Here is a 17180-nt window from a genome sequence, read left to right as displayed (position 1 = left end):
CGATCGAGGACTTGATCCAAAGGAGAGAAGATGTTATGCAGTTTTGATGGTACAATCCATCAGAGTAAGACAGGAAAGAAATTGCCTGAAAGCGTAGCAAAAAGCTTGACAAAACAGGTAGATACTGGTATTATATAGCAGTACTCAGGAAATGAAAGTCAAATTTTTTGAGACAACTTCGTTAAGAAGAAATCTAACGAGATTATCGCTAAACGCACAACAAAGTATTTGCAAGCATTTTTAGATAAGTTCAAGGCGGGCGATGAGGAGCAAGTGAGCGTACTCGGATGTACGTGATCGAAGCGACGAAGAAGCCTAACCAAGAAATTGCTAAAAAGTGCAAAGGAGCTTGTTGCAAGTATTTTAGAGCAGATTCGAAGTGAGCAGAGGAGAGAAGGAAGGAGCGTATATAGACATACGTGACTGACTGAACGACGATAGCGAACAAGAAGATGCCTAAAAGACGCAGTAACAAGGAATATGGTTACAATAGAGTAAGAGATACACCTGTTCCCATTCCGAACACAGAAGTTAAGCCTTACATCGCTGAGGATACTTGGAGTGCAGACTCCCGGGAAAGTAAGTCGTAGCCAATTGCATCGTAAGATGCACGTAAATAATAAGAAATGTTCCGAAGTAGCTCAAAGGTGGAGCACTCGACTGTTAATCGATAGGCTGTGGGTTCGAATCCCACCTTCGGAGCCATTTTTTAGCCGAAGTGGCGGAACTGGCAGACGCACAGGACTTAAAATCCTGCGGTTAGAGATAATCGTACCGGTTCGATTCCGGTCTTCGGCACCATAAGTATCGCGGAGTGGAGCAGTTGGTAGCTCGTCGGGCTCATAATCCGAAGGTCAGAGGTTCAAGTCCTCTCTCCGCAACCAGTGGCCTCTTGGTCAAGCGGTTAAGACACCGCCCTTTCACGGCGGTAACAGGGGTTCGATTCCCCTAGAGGTCACCACTTTCTTTTATATAATCATGGGATCATAGCTCAGCTGGGAGAGCACCTGCCTTACAAGCAGGGGGTCATAGGTTCGAGCCCTATTGGTCCCACCAAATAAACGGCTCGGTAGTTCAGTTGGTTAGAATGCCAGCCTGTCACGCTGGAGGTCGAGGGTTCGAGCCCCTTCCGAGTCGCCATTTATTTGATTGTTTCCAATTCCATATATAGTATGCTGGCATGGCTCAACGGTAGAGCAGCTGATTTGTAATCAGCAGGTTGTAGGTTCGATTCCTATTGCCAGCTCCATTTATTGCGGATGTGGCGGAATTGGCAGACGCACTAGACTTAGGATCTAGCGCCATGTGCGTGGGGGTTCAAGTCCCTCCATCCGCACCACTTAAGTTTATAATATGAATGCGGAAGTGGCTCAGTGGTAGAGCATCGCCTTGCCAAGGCGAGGGTCGCGGGTTCGAATCCCGTCTTCCGCTCCAAATGATCGATGCGTGCCTGTAGCTCAGCTGGATAGAGCAGTGGCCTTCTAAGCCACGTGCCAGGGGTTCGAGTCCCTTCAGGCACACCATCATTTTATTGGGGATTAGCCAAGTCGGTAAGGCACATGACTTTGACTCATGCATTTCGTAGGTTCGAGTCCTGCATCCCCAGCCATGACCTATTAGCTCAGTCGGTAGAGCACCTGACTTTTAATCAGGGTGTCCCGCGTTCGAGTCGCGGATAGGTCACCATTTTTATTGGAGAGGTGTCCGAGCGGTTTAAGGAGCTGGTCTTGAAAACCAGTGATTCAGAAATGGACCGTGGGTTCGAATCCCACCCTCTCCGCCAGTTCTGCATAATGCCCAGATAGCTCAGTCGGTAGAGCAGAGGACTGAAAATCCTCGTGTCGGTGGTTCGATTCCGCCTCTGGGCACCATGAAATGTGGCGGCATAGCTTAGTTGGTTAGAGCGTTCGGTTCATACCCGAAAGGTCATAAGTTCGAATCTTATTGCCGCTACCACTTTTTTGGGGCCTTTAGCTCAGTTGGTTAGAGCGCCCGGCTCATAACCGGTAGGTCCGGGGTTCGAGTCCCTGAAGGCCCACCATGAATTAGATGGTCAGAACATATTGGTGGACGCCTTTCTTTTTTTTAAATATGGTGGGTATAGCTCAGTTGGTTAGAGCGCTAGATTGTGGCTCTAGAGGTCGTGGGTTCGATTCCCACTATTCACCCCATATTTGTGGCGACATAGCCAAGTGGTAAGGCAGAGGACTGCAACTCCTTTATCATCGGTTCAAATCCGGTTGTCGCCTCCAATTAGAGCTCTTTCAGTATATCTTTATCTGTAAGAGCTTTTTTCTTAAGTTTTATTTTTTGCACCCGTAGCTCAGGGGATAGAGCTGCAGTTTCCTAAACTGTGAGTCGGAGGTTCGAATCCTTTCGGGTGCACCATTGAAAAGACATCTTTATCTAAAGATGTCTTTTTCTGTATTAGGGAGATATCTAATAAATTGAAAATCGGCATAATACTACTATTCTTTTGAATAGCGGATATAAACAATCTGTGAGCCATAGAAGACAACATAGTTTTTCGTCATCGAAAAATAGATATATCCACATTTCTATTGAAAAATAGTATAAGACCACTTTTGCACGAAGGATGAAGTTTTTGGAATTCTTGATTTGACAAAGCTTTAGTATTTTATTAACCGGAGTGAAAATCATAAATTTGCCTTTGTGCGCTCTTTGCTTAGGCTCCTCTATCATAACGTTAACCGTCAAAATGTAAGAAATCCGGAACGGATGATTTTTGACAATAAGTTGATCTCATACTTCATAAAATCCAATGACATAGATTTAGTGTAAACGCTGAAATATGTCCTTCCCTTTACAAACTTGGATTTTAGGCTAAAATATTTTGATAAAATCTTTTATTTGAGATATACTTGAGTGTAGACAACTTCAATCCGTTTGTGATACTCTTTGAACTCTTGACTCAATAGCTGTATTTTATTGGGGAGGCAATGATTTTTTGTTTGTGGTTGTGAACGCTTTTACACCTCAGCGGAGAATAGTATGAACATATCGGGTTGGAAAAATTTTTAGACTGAAAGGATGGTAGAATGAAAACCTCACAAAAAAAACTTTTTAAGCTCTCCATAGTTTTTCTTTGTCTTTCTCTTTTTTTAGGGAGCTTCTCCTACGCGACAAAAGAAGAGACCAAGCCTTTGAAGGGGATGACGGTCGGTATAGATCCGGGTCATCAATTGAAGGGTAACAGCAAGAAGGAGCCTATTGCTCCAAATTCTACTAAGATGAAGGCGAAGGTGACTTCCGGTACCACAGGACGATTTTCTAAGGTGCCGGAGCATGTTTTGAACCTTCAAGTGGGTTTGAAACTTAAAGAAAAATTGGAGTCTATGGGCGCTACTGTTGTAATGACCAGAGAAAAGGCGGAAGTGGATATCAGTAATATCGAAAGGGCGAAGATTTGTAACGAGGCGGACTGCGATATGGTACTCCGATTACATGCGGACGGTGCGGACGATAGTAAGATAAACGGCTACAGTATCTTGGTACCTTCGGGTAAGTATACGGAGAAGATCCAAAAAAAGAGTACTTCCTTTGCAAAGATCTTGGACAAGAAAATTGCGCATAACTGTGGGGAGATCAAGTCCAGAGGGCTGTCAAAGCGTTCGGATATCACCGGATTTAACTGGTCGAAAGTTCCCGTTATTATCTTGGAAATGGGCTTTATGTCAAACAAGAAAGACGATAAGATCATGCAGACGGAAGAGTATCAAAAGAAACTTGTTTCGGCTGTGGCAAGTGCTTTGATCGAATATAAGAATCAGAAATAAAGTATTATACTACTATTCTTTTGAATAGTGGATATAAACAATCTGTGAGCCATAGAAGACAATATAGTTTTTCGTCATCGAAAAATAGATATATCCATACTTCTATTGAAAAACAGTATTACACATATCGAGTCGTTCCTGATAGGGCGACTCTTTTGTTTGTCCGCCGGCAAGTTGGTGGAAAAACGGTGGAATATATTAGGGTTTCTTTACTTAATTGAATATATGCTTTATACTACTAACTATAATCAGAATTTTCCGTGGAATATGTAATGGGTATGGACTATATTCCCGCTGTTGTACCTTCTGTTGAGACGGCAACATTGAGCCTCTATAGCGTTTATGATTACAGGCGGATCATAAGTTGAGCGAAGGAATGATTGTTGATATCATCGAGGATTGTTTTGATATCGGAAGACATCCTTGTCGATAGAATAAACTATTGAGATATGGAAAGTGAGGAGTTGCAATGCCAAAAAAGTATGAAACTGACATAACGCAAAATAAGGACTACAAGAAACTGGTCGCAAATCTCAAGGAGAAGATTGCGGACAATCAGTTTAAGGCGGCACTGGAAGTGAATTATCAACTCTTGGACTTGTACTGGTACTTCGGTCGGGAGATCGTATCCAAGCAAAAGAAACATTTTTGGGGGAAGGAATTCATTCCTGCTCTCTGTAAGGATTTGGAAGAAGAGTTCCCCGATATGGAGGGTTTTTCCATCCAAAGCATAAGAAATTGGTATAAGATGCACAGCGCGGAGGAAATCTCGTCAAAGGTTACGGAGAAGTTGGAAGATGTGGAATCCCTGATTACAAGTATTCCTTGGGAGCATAACCTGAAGATTATGAGTAAGTGCCAAAACGTGGGGGAGGCTCTTTTTTATACAAAGGAGACCATCTCGAACGAATGGAGTCCCGATGTGTTGGAGAATCGAATCGACAGCGGTTTGTATGAACAGGGAGGGGATGCGGTCTTTAATTTCGATCAAAGGCTTCCCAAGGAGAATACAGAGTTTGCAAGAGGGTTTTTGAAAACTCCGTGTAAGATTGACCTTCTTCCTAAAACCAAGGATATCGATGAGGATGACGTTGAGACATTGATCGCAAAAAAAGTGGTTGAGTTGTTTTTGGAACTCGGCGGTTTTTCTTATATTGGGCAAAAGGTCGCCTTGAAGGTAGGACAAAGAGAGTTTTTTGCGGACTTATTATTCTATCATGTAAAACTTCATTCTTATGTGGTGGTCCAAATTAAAATGGAGGACTTTAAACCTGAATTTATAGGAAAGCTGAGTTTCTATGCTTCGGCCATCGATAGGGATATCAAGACGGAGAGGGACAATCAGACCATAGGGATTCTGATCTGCAAAAGCAAGGACAATCTTATTGCACAGTACTCCCTCGACGGAGTCAGCCAACCCATAGGCATTAGTGAATATGAAATCGGAGAAGCTTTGGAGGAAAAACTGAAATCGGATACAGAGGATTGAAAAAGAGGGGACAAACTTCAGGCAGATGTTTGAAGTTCTGTCCCCCTTATTGTATGGATAGTTTGTTCAGCTTCCATACAATTCTTCGAGAGAAGTATGGCTGTATCCACGTCTGCAAATACAAAAATCTACCTGATCGCCCGTAGAATAAAGGGTGTTGATACCGGCAGATATCAGTTTCAGGATCTGTCTTTATCCGACTTCCAATCGTAGACTTCGCTCAAGGCAAAGATTCGGTGTTCCCTGTGTCCTGTCACGGTCTGTGCATGAAAGAGACTGCTTAAGATAGCTTCTTCCGTACATTCGACCACGGCGGAAAACACAGGGTCAAGTTTGGAATCGGAAAGCGCAGTTATGGTTTGAAGTGACTCTTCATTCTCGTGGATAATCCGATTGGCGGTAGAGAAGGCAATGGCGATATCTCCACTTCCATGACCGCTGTAAGATCCTGTTCGGGCAAGACCGTGAACAGTTCTCTTGGCAAGACGTTGCAACTGATTGTGCATCAGGGGAAGGTCGGTGGCAAGTATGATCATGATCGAACCTTTGTCCGCCTCCCGATAAGCGTTTTTCTTCCTTTCCAAGGCTTCAAGGGTCTCTTCTCCGACCTTGCGACCGTGGATCAAGAGATGGCCCGCCTCCCCAAAGTTGTTCAGTACAAGCACTCCCATCGTATAGGTGTGTTTGTCTATGAGGATACACCTGGAAGAAGAGCCTATTCCTCCTTTGAGTCCCATACATACCATTCCCCGGCCGGCTCCCACCGAGCCTTCCTCAAAGGAGGAAGACGATGCTTCGATGGCGGAGAGGACATCCTCCTCTTTTACGTTCATCCCTCGGATATCGTTGAGATAGCCGTCGTTGCATTCTCCGATTACACAGTTGACCGTGCCGGCTCTGCCTCCGATATCTTCATGTTTGGAAAGCATATACTTCGTCGTTGCACAAAGAGCGGTACCTACCGAAAGTGTGTTGGTCAAGACAATTGGACTCTCCAAGGTTCCAAGTTCATCGAGCTGTACAAGTCCGCAGGACTTTCCGAAGCCGTTGATCACATAACTTGCACAGATAAGTTTCTCGTGAAACAAATCTCCCCGGTGGGGAAGGATGGCGGTAACACCTGTCTGGACTTCTTTGTTGTCCAAGGTGGTATGTCCGACAAGAACTCCCTTGACATCCGTGATAAGGTTGCGTTCCCCTGTCGGAAATCTTCCCTGTCTGTAGTGTTGCGGTAATCCCATAATGAGGGCCTCCTTTTTTTGAATATAATACTATCATCCATTAAAATTGTCCGGTCGTGAAATTTTGAATTCTACGATTACTCAAAATGTTTTCGACAAACATATACTGTCCGCCTGACATTTTAAACGAAGAATAGTATAAGTGTTGTATTTTGATTTGTTTAAAGTGTCGACGGTCTGCATTTCATCAGTATTGACACCGCTCTTCTTTTCATCCTTGTTCGGATGACTTTTCTTTTACAAACCATCGGTCGTTTTTTGCACTTATACCGTTCCTGAAGGTGCGGTATCTCAATCCAAGAAAGTATAAAACGGCCTTTTGTGAATTGTAAGACGGCTATTTTCAAACTTCGATCAAAGAATAGTATTAAAAAAACACCGGACAGAGGAACATCGTTCTGTTACTGTTGTGCTACAGGAGATAGAGGTATTGTAAAATCAACGTTTCCAAACACTCTATTCTTCGTGTGAAATAGAATTTACCGTGTTTTTGAGGATTATACGGTATCATCCTTGACTTGCACAAAGACCTGCAAGATAGCCTGTCGAAAAAGCGATCTGAAGGTTGTATCCTCCCGTCAAGGCATCCAGATCCAGACATTCTCCCGCAAAGTAGAGGTTTTTGATTCTCTTGGTTTCCATGGTGGAAGAAGACACTTCGCGGACATCTAATCCCCCCTTAGTAACAATAGCCTCCTTCAGGCTTCCGTAGCCCTCGAGCGTGAGGGGGAAGTCTTTGACGAGATCCGTGATCGCCTTCCTTTCCTCCTTGGAGAGGTTGAACTTGTCTTTGACATCAAAGTCCTCCATAAGGAATTTTGCCAGTCTGGAAGGAAGAACTTTCGCCAACAAGGTGGAAAGGTGTTTCGGTGATGAAGAAAAAAGAAGATCCGACAGCTCGGAGGTCTTAAGCTCAGGGAGGAAGTCGATACGCAGAAGGACTTCGTCCGGAGCTTCCTTCGTGAGATAACTGCTCATATCCATCACGCAAGGACCGCTTACTCCCTTCTGTGTAAAAAGCAGATCCCCGAAGGTCGATGCTTTCTTCTTTCCCAAAACACAGCTTAGTTTCACCTTGGGCACGGACACTCCGGCGAGGGAGGAGAAGTCTCTTCGGGTAAAGAGCTGAACAAGGGAGGGAAGAAGATCGGTGACGACAAATCCTTTTGATTTCAGCAAGGAGAAGATCTTTCCGTCCGAACCCGTCGCAGGGAAGGAGGCTCCTCCCGTCGCCAAGATGAGAGCATCGGCTCTCAGGATCTGTTTGGAGGTCTTGACCCGAGAGATGCGAGGGGGACTTCCTCCTTCAGTCGAAAAGTCGAGGAGGCTCTCCCTGAGAAGTAGCCTTACACCGTTCTCGTTCAAGGATCTTTCCAGGAAAGAAACGATTTTAGCGGCACTCTCGTGGACGGGATAGACCTTTGCTCCTTCCGTCTTTAGAGCAACTCCCTGCTCTTCAAACATCCTCATCAGAGCTTCGTTGTCGAAGCTGTAGAAGGAACTGTACAGAAAGAAAGGGTTTGTGGTGACCTTGGGAAAGAACTCTTCGATGGGGAGGGCGGATGTCAGGTTGCACCTGCCGCCTCCGGTAAGGGAAAGTTTTTTTCCCAGGACTTTGTTTTGTTCGATCAGGGTAACGTCGGCTCCATGTTTTGCGGCGGTCAAAGCGGCCATCATACCTGCGGGACCTCCGCCGACAACTATAAGTTTTTTCATGAGTATCTCCTATCGTGCTCGATAATACTGTTCTTTTTTTGATGATTATTTCATGTATCCGTATTCTCTGTCACGGCGATCGCGCTATACCTTGATTTTCCTCTTGATTTACAGACAAGACCGCGAAAGATTCTCCCTCAAAATATATTTTTCGTATAATACTACTATTCCTTTGAATAATGGATATCAACGATTTGCACTCCATAGAAGACAACACGAATGTCGCGGTTGCAAAACAGATATAATCATACTTCTATCGAAGAATAGTATAAAATCCGTTTCGTACTGTTTTTTTTGAATTGTACAGGATCCCTGAGGGAGATTGTTGTTTCTTCGGGTGGAATCTCGATTGGGCTAAAAATCAGGTCGCGATCGGCTGAAGATAAAGCTTCCCCTTTTCAAAACATGCAACTTCTCTTACTCCCTTCTGAAGGAGAAAGTTCTGTACTTCCTCAAACTTATAGGAGTAGGAGTTGTAACGATGAGCATCCGAACCCAAGGTGAAAAGGCGACCTCCTTTTTCCAAGTACATGGAAACCATGAAGTCATACAGGGGAGCTTTTCCGCAGACAAACATACTTTTGGTATTGAGCTCGAGAGCCATCTCTTTGGAGATGATAAGATCCAGGATCTTGTCCAAGTAAATGGAGGCATTCTCTTTGAATAAGGAGGGGGCTATATCGACAAGGCGGACTCCATAATCGAAGTGAGCTAAGACATTTGCTTCAATAGGGCTTTCGAGGGCTTCAATCATCAAGGTGTAGTAGTCTCGAATCAACGTTTCGGTAGGAAGAAGAGCGACCTTCTTCTGCGTAAAATCAAAGTCGTCGTTATGATGGACGGACAGGAGTTTCAAGTCGAAGTCCTTCTTATCCAGATAAGATGAGATCTCGTCTGTGGCGGGGGCATAGTATCCAATCTCGACACCGCAGAGGATCTTTCGACCGAAACTGTCGGAGAGAGTCTTCACATGAGAACGATAAGCGTCATAGTCGATCAGATTGTTTCGGTAATTGTCCGAAGGATTATGAAATTCCAGGTGTTCCGTTGTTACAATGGGATTTTCCTCCGATAGGGAGAGATAGGAAAGGATCTCTTCTTTGGAATCAAAGGAAAATCGAGAGTGAATATGTTGGTCGTATACAAGTTTCATAAAAATCTCCTTTTATTGTGAAATAATCGGTATAGGTCGAAACTTTTGTTGCCTTCCTGAACCTTATGCTCTGGATCGGTTTTTTGCGATTATACTATTATTCAATAGAGGTATGGGTATATCTATTTTTCGATGACGAAAAACATATATTGTCTTCTATGGGTCACAGATTGTTTATATCCACTATTCAAAAGAATAGTAGTATTACACCTTGTCTTGATAGCGTTATTCCTGTAAACGGTTATATTATAGGATAATCTTTCGGCATTTCTTGGTATTGCAGGGCTTATAAAGGCCGGAACGCAATACAACAAAGGTGATTCGATATAGATAGAAACAGCTTCCGCAGCTCACAAGATTTATAAAAGACTTTGCAGTCGCTGTTCCAAGCGATCCATGATATGATCCCAGGAGTGGTTTCGCACCTCTTTTTTTATCTCTTCAGGGAAGGACTCTTGGGCGATGATTCGGTCTAGTTGAAGGAGGAGCTTGTCGGCAAGCCGTCGCACAAAGGCGGGCTTCTCCTCCTCATAGGGTTTGTCGACATCGTAGAGTTTCGGTAAGGCCACATACTCAATAACACCGCTGTCAGCGACCTCCTTTCCCAAGAGCCACATCAGACCCTCAATCTCGGTAGCTACAGTGCGAACGCTGCATGCAAGAGCCTCGATCGCGACCAGTCCCAGCCCCTCGTAGTAGGACGGCAGGACAAAGACATCCATCTTCCGAAGTTGATCGGCCATCAGCTTTTGGTTTTCCGCGTTGTAGACGGCAAGGTTTTCTTCTCCTCCGGCAAGGCGGTAGAGTTCCTTCTTAGTTTCTTCATCGGCAGCCCCCACGATATGGACCTTGACATAGGGATACTTTTCGGCAATCAAAGGAGTGGCCTTTGCCAGCTCGAAGACACCCTTGGAGGGGGAGATCTTGCCTGCATACATCAGATTCAATCCGGGCAGAACTTCATCCCTACCTTCGTAGAAGATTTCGGAATTGAAACCTCCGCCCATCACTTCAATTTTCGAGGGGGCGACACCGAAGATGTCCCGGATCTCGTGAGCATCCTTCGGAGCTATCGAGCAAAATGCGTCCAAGGTCGGTATCGCAGACAGATGATTCCTGAAACGGGGATGTTTACGCACCTGCCTCAGGTCTGTGCCGTGTGTAATCCCGATGAGTTTGGTATCGGGAAAAACTTCACGGACTAAAGCGGTCAAAAGAAAGAGATGGTGACAGATGACAACATCCGGACGAAACTCTTCCTTCGCAAGACGAAGACGACGTCGGAAGGCATCGTGCCACAGTGTTGTCATCTCTTCATCCATCTTGGAATACACCGTTGAAGGGTAGGGCATTTCATCGCTCATTCCCGCGATGGGGAAAGGAAGCTCCCGTGTCAAAAATTCGACGGGATAGTGTTTTTGGACCCCTTCGAAGTTTATTGCGAAGGGAGGTTGCTCGGCATAGATGACAGCATTCTCATGGTTGCGGTGAACCATTGCGTTGACGACGGTAGAGAAATAAACACCGCTTCCCGTCTTCATAGGGAGCTGTGCAAGGCAGTGTAAGATCTTCATGGAACCTCCTTTAATAGGTTTTACAATAGTTAAGGGCAATACCTCGGTAGGCCTGCTCGGATAAGGATAACATTGCCTTATCTTGTGAGGTATTTCCGGAGTGCAATAGATGACTTCATTGTACCATATTTTCGGTGTGATAAGAGGAGAGAATTCGGGGTAAAAAATGTCAAAAAAACACAAATATACTACAAAAATTTGACGTTTTTTGATATCATAAGAGATAGGAAAACGTTGGTTAAGGATAGGGAAAGGAGTTGCAGAGTGTCGGCTTACAAGATCAGGTTGTTGGGCTCCGCTCAAGTGACCAAAGATGAGGAGCAGATCGTTTTTTCCTATGGGAAGGTCAATGCTCTGGTGTATTACCTGTTTGTACATAAGAACGTCAGTAGAGATGAGATCGCAGGGCTTTTGTGGGCGGACGAAGGGGAAGCTGTGGCGAAGAAGAACCTCCGCAATGCCATCTACAAGGCGAAGAGTGCATTGGGAGAAGATATCATCCTTTCTCCTAAAAAATCGGTGCTTGTGTTGAACCCCGACAAGGAGATCGACCTCGATGTGGATGAGTATATGAAGGCCGATGCACAAAGAGCCATCGGTCTGTACCGAGGCGAATTTCTTCAAGGTTTCTATGTCAAGAATGCAAAGTTGTTTGAAGAGTGGATGATGAAGACGCGTTATCGGATGAAGAAGAAGTACATCGATTCGTTGAATATCTGTATGGAGAAGGCTCTTAAGGACAAAGATACCCAAAAGGCGGAAGACTATGCCAAAAGCTTGATTCAAATTGACGAGTTTGATGAAAATCCTTACCGTGTCCTGATGAACCTCTATCGGGAAAGAGGAAACTATGCAAAGGTTCTTGAATGTTATCACACCCTTGCGGATCTTTTGGACAGGGAGCTGGGTATAAAGCCGGATGAATTGACGAAACAGATCTTCTGCGAAGCCTTTGAGAAAATGAACGACAAAAACAGGGAAAAAACACCCCGTTCGGGCAAATTGTTCTATGGAAGATACAATGAGCTTTTGTATATCGAGAGCAATATCAGGGAATTTAAACAGGGAGAGAGAAGTTATTCGATCCTTATCACGGGAGAAGCGGGAGTAGGCAAGTCCAGGCTCAAGGAAAAAGCTGTCGAATCGGTCGATGAAGATTTTTACATTCTCGAGACCTCCTGTTACCAGGTCGAGAAATCCTACCTCCTTCGTCCTTGGAGCAGTATCATAGATGAGCTTTCCAAGATCCAAAAAAAAGAGGATATTAAGACTCCGGCTGTTTGGAACAATATGATATACAAGATCTTCCCCGAATTCAGGGAGAAACCTTCCGATCAGGTAAGACTGATAGAAAATATGGAATCGCTCCGCTATGAAATGATGGGAGAGATCATCCTGGAAGCAATGAGGCAGATTGCCCGGAGAAAAAAACTCATCCTGGTTTTTGAAGACATTCAATGGATGGATGAGATGAGTCTGTCGTTGCTCAGTCAGATCATGCTGCACAACTCGAGGGAAGATCTGATTCTGCTTGCGACTGCCAGAAACGAATACGATGAGAAACTCGACAGTTTTATTACGACGATGAAGAACCACGACAGACTCATCCTCGTAGAGCTTCAACGCCTTGATATTATGCAGACGGAGAGTTTTATCCGTAAGGCACTGCCCGATTACAGGCTGACAAAGGCATCCCTCCAAAAGATTTGGACGGAAACCGAGGGCAACTTCTTCTTTCTGAATGAATACCTGACATCGATCCGATCAAATCGAGATCTGAATGTGATGACGGCTAAGATGCAGGACGTAATCAAGAGCCGGTTTATGTATCTTTCCGAGGAAGCAAAGAAACTCTTGAACATAGCCTCTCTCTTCTTCGATGAAATCCCCTTGGGTATGCTCAAGCAACTGACGGGAAAGGACGAACTTAGTTTGATGGACATCATCGAAGAACTGGAGAATCGCTATATCCTGGAAGAAGTAAACAAAGATGAGAAGATCGCCTTTCGTTTTACACATTCGAAACTGAGAGAGTATGTCTACCTCAAACAGTCGGAAGCCAGGAAGAAAATCCTGCATCAGAAGGTTGCCGGCATCATCGAGGCGGGGGTCGATGAAAAAACGATGAACTTGCAAAACTATCATCGACTGGTTTATCATTATTCCAATGCGGGTATGGATGAAAAGGCGTTGGATTACAGAATCAGGGCCCTCAACTACTATTTGAATTTCAGCCATGAACTCTTTCCGATCCTTACACGGTCGGAGCAGGCGAGCAAACCCGGGATGTATCTGAGCAGGGAGCAGACGGAAAAAAATCTTCGAGACATTGAAGAGGCTCTGAACCAAGTAAAGTCCAAATCGGAGAGTTATACCTCCTTTGTACGACCCGAACTGTCGTTTCTCCATATGAAGGGAAGGTATCTGATTCGAGACGGCTCTTACAGGGAAGGGGTTGGCGTGATACAGGAGCTTATCCGTAAGGCCACCGAGATCAAGGACAAGGACTATGCTCTGGAAGGCTACAAGCAGATGATCTATTATCTCATCCAGACCAACAACTCCGATATGATGATGAAATATATCGAACTTGCTCTTGAGCTTGCAGTCGAGTGCAACTATCATAAAGAAATCGGGATCATTCTCAGGCTCAAGGGACTTTACTACATTATGACGGGAAATAACGAAGAAGCGGAGAGATTGCTCAACGAATCCATCAACACCTTCCATATCACAAAACAGGTAGCGGACAAGTACTCGCTCAACATCGCAGGTGCTTACAATTACATCGGAGAGATTCGACACAGTCAGGGCTGCTATCAGGAAGCCTTGGACTACTACGAAAAGGCTCTGGCTATCTGCAAAGACAAGTATGCCCAAAGTTCGATGTCCGTCTTCTACATCAATGCGGGAAAGACCGCCTTTGCAATGGAAGAGTTTGAATTGAGCAAGGAGTATATGGCACAGGCTTACAGCCTTTATGGAAAATTCGACTCTTTTTGGAAGAGAGCCATCCTCGATTCGTACAGAACCCTGCTCTATATCAGAGACAGAGAGTTTCAAGAAGCGGTAAAAACATTGAAAAACGCCGATATCTATGCAAATAAGATGAACACTCCCGGAGATTTGGGTGTCGTCTTTTGGGCGAAGGCGGAACTTTGTATGAAGGCGAAGGAAGATCGGGAGGTCGACAGGATCTTCAAAGAGACCTTGGAAGAGGACTTTGAATTTTATGCGGCCTCCGCCCTGGAGCATCTCGATAAACATCGAGACAGCTACGAAATAAATCGGATCCGTCTGCTAAAGAAGAACAGGGCTTAAAATTTGACGAAAATTCGACTCCCCAAAATCCGGGCAAGCTGCGGGATATTTGTGATAAGATCAATTTGAAATTCAGCTTGAGACTTCCGTATGCATAAGATCGAAGGCTGTTTGATCAACACAGGACGAAGAATCTATATTGAGGAGAGTTTGTATTGTTCTTTGATCGAAGTACCGGGGAATGTTTATAAGTATACGAAACACTCAATCTCTTTAGAAGTCGACTATCCGACTATAAAGGTTTAAAACGGTAACAAAAGAGGACATCCTTTTACATCGTCCGGCGATGGCTCTTGCCCTCCGTACAGTTTTGAAGGGCGAGAGCCGTAGAGAGAAGAATGTAGTTGAACGATGAGAGTTAAAATCTCAAATTGCCTTCCTAAATAGGAAGAAAAACGATTTTTTAAACGAAATGGACATAAATTTGACGGCGGTATAGTATACTGATGTCGTTGGGAAGAAATTATTAGAATAAGCGGAAGGCTCTATCCCTGTGTCGTGGAAAGAAAACTTCGTAAACGAGAAGGATGTGGATGGAGCAGGTTTTTGGAATATATCATGTTAGAGTAAGAGAGGAGATCATGTGATGAGTAAGGTAAAAATTACGGGAGAACATCTTACCCTGGAAGAGTTGGTACGGGTCGCTAGAGAAGGAGTTGAAGTTGTTATCAGTGACGATGCGGTCGAGAGAGTAAAAGAGTCCAGAAAAATCATCGACGATATCGTAGAGAGTGAAAAAGTCATCTATGGAGTTACCACGGGCTTCGGTTCCTTGTGCAACGTCCATATTTCGAAGGAAGACTGTGCACAGTTGCAGGAGAACCTCATTCGTACACACTCCTGCGGATTCGGTCCCGCCTTTGACGAACCGACGACGAGGGCGATCATGTTGATACGTGCAAACTCCTTATTGAAGGGATATTCGGGTATCCAGTTGCTCACATTGACGACCTTGGTCGATATGCTCAATAAGGGAGTGGTCCCGATGATACCGGAAAAAGGCTCTCTGGGAGCTTCAGGAGACTTGGCACCGCTGTCCCATATGGTGCTGCCGATGTTGGGGCTCGGCCATGCGTATTTCAAAGGTGAGTTGATGTCCGGAAAAGAAGCGATGGCGAAGGCGGGCATCGACACCATTGAACTCGGAGCGAAAGAAGGTCTTGCCCTTATCAACGGAACGACGGTATTGACAGCGGTAGGAGCCTTGGCAGCCTATGATGCAATCGAATTGCTCAAACTCAACGACATTGCGGCTGCCCTATCCGTGGAAGCACACAGGGGAATTATAGATGCCTTCGATCCGAGGATTCATGTGATTCGTGCACATGCAGGACAGATCGCAACCGCAGCAAACCTATTGAAACTGCTTGAGGGAAGTACCTACACCACTCACCAGGGAGAGATCCGAACTCAAGATGCGTACTCCCTGCGTTGTGCGCCTCAAATCCACGGAGCGAGCAAGGATGCCATCGCCTTTGTGAAGCAGAAGGTCGAGGTCGAGATGAACTCCGTAACGGATAACCCGATCGTAACCTTGGAAGGAGATGTGATCTCCGGAGGAAACTTCCACGGAGAGCCCATGGCGCTTGCCTTCGATTACCTGGGCATCGGGGCGGCGGAGATCGCAAACGTATCCGAGAGAAGGATCGAACGTCTGATAAACAACCAGTTGAGCGACTTCCCTTCCTTCCTGGTAAAACATCCGGGTTTGAACTCCGGTTTTATGATCACCCAGTATGCGGCGGCAGCCTTAGTATCCGAAAATAAGGTCTTGGCGCATCCCGCATCGGTAGACTCCATTCCCTCCTGCGAAAATCAGGAAGACCTCGTAAGCATGGGGACCATTGCCGCTCGCAAGGCAAGAGATATCGTTGAAAACAGCAGACGTGTCGTAGCGACCGAGATCTTGGCGGCCTGCCAAGCGATCGACTTCAGAAAAGAAGAAAACAGGACCCTCGGAAAGGGAACTCAAGCTGCCTACGATGCGGTTCGTGCAAAGCTTTCGTTTATCGAGAACGATATGGATATAGAGATCTACGACGAGCTCGAAAAAATCACCGAACTTTTGAAGGATGGAAGCATCCTCTCCAAGGTAGAAGCTCTGGTAGAACTAAACATCCAATAATCACACTCCGTTTTACCTATATAAACCACCACAGAAAAAGGGACAGCTCTTATAAGAACTGTTCCTTTTTTCGTGGAGTATATAGACTGATACTACTATTCTTTTGAATAAGTGGATATAAATACTCTGTGACCCATAGAAGACAACATAGTTTTTTGTCATCGAAAAATAGATATATCCATACTTCTATTGAACAATAGTATGAACCGTCCCTTGCAAAAACAGTTAATACTATTATTCATTTGAGCTATGGATATCAGGAACCTGTACTCGACCGAAGATAACACGGATGTTCGTAGTCATAAAGTAGATATAAGCACACTTCTATTGGAGAATAGTATAACTGTCTAATGGTAGTGCTTAAATGTATATGTATTGACAGTTTCTATACAATAATCCCCGGAACAAATGCTGTATTTTTAAAGTAGAAATCAAAAGTCTTTGATTGGATCTTCAGATCAGCATACACAACAATAATAGAGTTATACAATGATACAAATATATTATTTGATTTTATTAAAAAAGTTGTATAATAATTTTAAGATATAATTTTAATGGGTGTGAGCCGGCGCATTGGTACGTTGATGTTCGAGTTAATCTCAACTGTGTTCTTAAACACTATGTTATAACATATCTATCAATGTGTTGTATTTGTCAAGCGAAAAATGGTCCAGGGATCTCATCGAAAAACGGTCCGTTATTTTAGCCACTCCCTCGTTTCTTTAACCCGATAACTCTCCCCGCTCATATCCAAAACATACGCT

Annotated in this window: 8 protein-coding genes, 19 tRNA genes and 1 rRNA gene; 24 read left to right on the top strand and 4 right to left on the bottom strand. The window is 44.6% G+C overall.

Annotated features, from left to right (window positions below; genetic code table 11):
- Positions 1-479 precede the first annotated feature (479 nt).
- The 22 genes from rrf (at position 480) to ACFO4R_RS11440 (ending at position 5286) form a co-directional block, all read left to right on the top strand.
- Positions 480-596 (top strand): 5S ribosomal RNA (gene rrf, locus ACFO4R_RS11545).
- 34 nt (positions 597-630) lie between these two features.
- A tRNA-Asn gene (locus ACFO4R_RS11540) sits at positions 631-705 on the top strand.
- 7 nt (positions 706-712) lie between these two features.
- A tRNA-Leu gene (locus tag ACFO4R_RS11535) sits at positions 713-801 on the top strand.
- Positions 802-808: 7 nt separating this feature from the next.
- Positions 809-884, top strand: a tRNA-Met gene (locus ACFO4R_RS11530).
- Between the two features lie 2 nt (positions 885-886).
- Positions 887-961 (top strand) — tRNA-Glu (locus ACFO4R_RS11525).
- 19 nt (positions 962-980) lie between these two features.
- Positions 981-1056: transfer RNA gene (locus tag ACFO4R_RS11520), tRNA-Val, on the top strand.
- A 7-nt stretch (positions 1057-1063) separates the two neighbouring features.
- Positions 1064-1140 (top strand) — tRNA-Asp (locus ACFO4R_RS11515).
- Positions 1141-1174: 34 nt separating this feature from the next.
- Positions 1175-1249, top strand: a tRNA-Thr gene (locus ACFO4R_RS11510).
- A 6-nt stretch (positions 1250-1255) separates the two neighbouring features.
- Positions 1256-1339, top strand: a tRNA-Leu gene (locus ACFO4R_RS11505).
- Positions 1340-1359: 20 nt separating this feature from the next.
- Positions 1360-1434 (top strand) — tRNA-Gly (locus tag ACFO4R_RS11500).
- A gap of 12 nt (positions 1435-1446) precedes the next feature.
- Positions 1447-1523, top strand: a tRNA-Arg gene (locus ACFO4R_RS11495).
- A 9-nt stretch (positions 1524-1532) separates the two neighbouring features.
- Positions 1533-1609: transfer RNA gene (locus ACFO4R_RS11490), tRNA-Gln, on the top strand.
- Position 1610: 1 nt separating this feature from the next.
- A tRNA-Lys gene (locus ACFO4R_RS11485) sits at positions 1611-1686 on the top strand.
- Between the two features lie 8 nt (positions 1687-1694).
- Positions 1695-1783 (top strand) — tRNA-Ser (locus tag ACFO4R_RS11480).
- Between the two features lie 12 nt (positions 1784-1795).
- Positions 1796-1871: transfer RNA gene (locus ACFO4R_RS11475), tRNA-Phe, on the top strand.
- Positions 1872-1879: 8 nt separating this feature from the next.
- Positions 1880-1956: transfer RNA gene (locus tag ACFO4R_RS11470), tRNA-Met, on the top strand.
- An 8-nt stretch (positions 1957-1964) separates the two neighbouring features.
- Positions 1965-2041, top strand: a tRNA-Ile gene (locus ACFO4R_RS11465).
- Positions 2042-2094: 53 nt separating this feature from the next.
- Positions 2095-2171: transfer RNA gene (locus ACFO4R_RS11460), tRNA-His, on the top strand.
- A 7-nt stretch (positions 2172-2178) separates the two neighbouring features.
- Positions 2179-2252: transfer RNA gene (locus tag ACFO4R_RS11455), tRNA-Cys, on the top strand.
- Positions 2253-2312: 60 nt separating this feature from the next.
- Positions 2313-2388 (top strand) — tRNA-Arg (locus tag ACFO4R_RS11450).
- Positions 2389-3059: 671 nt separating this feature from the next.
- Positions 3060-3797 carry an N-acetylmuramoyl-L-alanine amidase family protein gene (locus ACFO4R_RS11445; protein WP_379789300.1) on the top strand — a complete coding sequence of 246 codons (738 nt, stop codon included), beginning with the start codon at positions 3060-3062 and terminating at the stop codon, positions 3795-3797.
- A 469-nt stretch (positions 3798-4266) separates the two neighbouring features.
- Positions 4267-5286: a PDDEXK nuclease domain-containing protein gene (locus ACFO4R_RS11440; RefSeq protein WP_379789298.1), complete on the top strand. Its 1020-nt coding sequence runs from the start codon at positions 4267-4269 to the stop codon at positions 5284-5286.
- A 179-nt stretch (positions 5287-5465) separates the two neighbouring features.
- Here ACFO4R_RS11440 and ACFO4R_RS11435 read toward each other — a convergent pair whose 3' ends face one another.
- From ACFO4R_RS11435 to ACFO4R_RS11420, 4 genes are all read right to left on the bottom strand, one after another.
- The gene (locus ACFO4R_RS11435; protein WP_379789296.1) at positions 5466-6527 is read right to left on the bottom strand and encodes a DmpA family aminopeptidase; all 1062 of its coding nucleotides are present in this window, start codon (positions 6525-6527) and stop codon (positions 5466-5468) included.
- A 507-nt stretch (positions 6528-7034) separates the two neighbouring features.
- Entirely contained in the window at positions 7035-8243 is a 1209-nt protein-coding gene (locus ACFO4R_RS11430; RefSeq protein ID WP_379789295.1) for a BaiN/RdsA family NAD(P)/FAD-dependent oxidoreductase, read from the bottom strand.
- A gap of 361 nt (positions 8244-8604) precedes the next feature.
- Positions 8605-9396 (bottom strand): PHP domain-containing protein, encoded by a 792-nt coding sequence (locus ACFO4R_RS11425; protein WP_379789293.1) that lies wholly within the window; start codon positions 9394-9396, stop codon positions 8605-8607.
- Between the two features lie 359 nt (positions 9397-9755).
- Positions 9756-10970, bottom strand: a complete 1215-nt coding sequence (locus tag ACFO4R_RS11420) for a glycosyltransferase family 4 protein (RefSeq protein WP_379789291.1) — start codon at positions 10968-10970, stop codon at positions 9756-9758.
- A 264-nt stretch (positions 10971-11234) separates the two neighbouring features.
- Between ACFO4R_RS11420 and ACFO4R_RS11415 the strand changes: the two genes are divergently transcribed.
- Complete coding sequence (locus tag ACFO4R_RS11415; protein WP_379789290.1) at positions 11235-14291, top strand: AAA family ATPase; 3057 nt, start codon at positions 11235-11237, stop codon at positions 14289-14291.
- Between the two features lie 586 nt (positions 14292-14877).
- Complete coding sequence (gene hutH, locus ACFO4R_RS11410) at positions 14878-16416, top strand: histidine ammonia-lyase (RefSeq protein ID WP_379789288.1); 1539 nt, start codon at positions 14878-14880, stop codon at positions 16414-16416.
- Positions 16417-17180: the final 764 nt, after the last annotated feature.

The sequence above is a fragment of the Filifactor villosus genome (assembly GCF_042652965.1).
In the GTDB taxonomy this organism is placed as follows: domain Bacteria; phylum Bacillota; class Clostridia; order Peptostreptococcales; family Filifactoraceae; genus Filifactor; species Filifactor villosus.
The sequence above is the reverse complement of the archived record's forward strand: the minus strand, read 5'-3'. Positions and strand labels throughout refer to the sequence as shown.

What these genes read in the sequence shown, in the direction of transcription:
- ACFO4R_RS11445 (WP_379789300.1), top strand. Translation starts at nt 3,060, where the DNA reads ATGAAAACCTCACAAAAAAAACTTTTTAAGCTCTCCATAGTTTTTCTT.
- ACFO4R_RS11440 (WP_379789298.1), top strand. Translation starts at nt 4,267, where the DNA reads ATGCCAAAAAAGTATGAAACTGACATAACGCAAAATAAGGACTACAAG.
- ACFO4R_RS11435 (WP_379789296.1), bottom strand. Translation starts at nt 6,527, where the DNA reads ATGGGATTACCGCAACACTACAGACAGGGAAGATTTCCGACAGGGGAA.
- ACFO4R_RS11430 (WP_379789295.1), bottom strand. Translation starts at nt 8,243, where the DNA reads ATGAAAAAACTTATAGTTGTCGGCGGAGGTCCCGCAGGTATGATGGCC.
- ACFO4R_RS11425 (WP_379789293.1), bottom strand. Translation starts at nt 9,396, where the DNA reads ATGAAACTTGTATACGACCAACATATTCACTCTCGATTTTCCTTTGAT.
- ACFO4R_RS11420 (WP_379789291.1), bottom strand. Translation starts at nt 10,970, where the DNA reads ATGAAGATCTTACACTGCCTTGCACAGCTCCCTATGAAGACGGGAAGC.
- hutH (WP_379789288.1), top strand. Translation starts at nt 14,878, where the DNA reads ATGAGTAAGGTAAAAATTACGGGAGAACATCTTACCCTGGAAGAGTTG.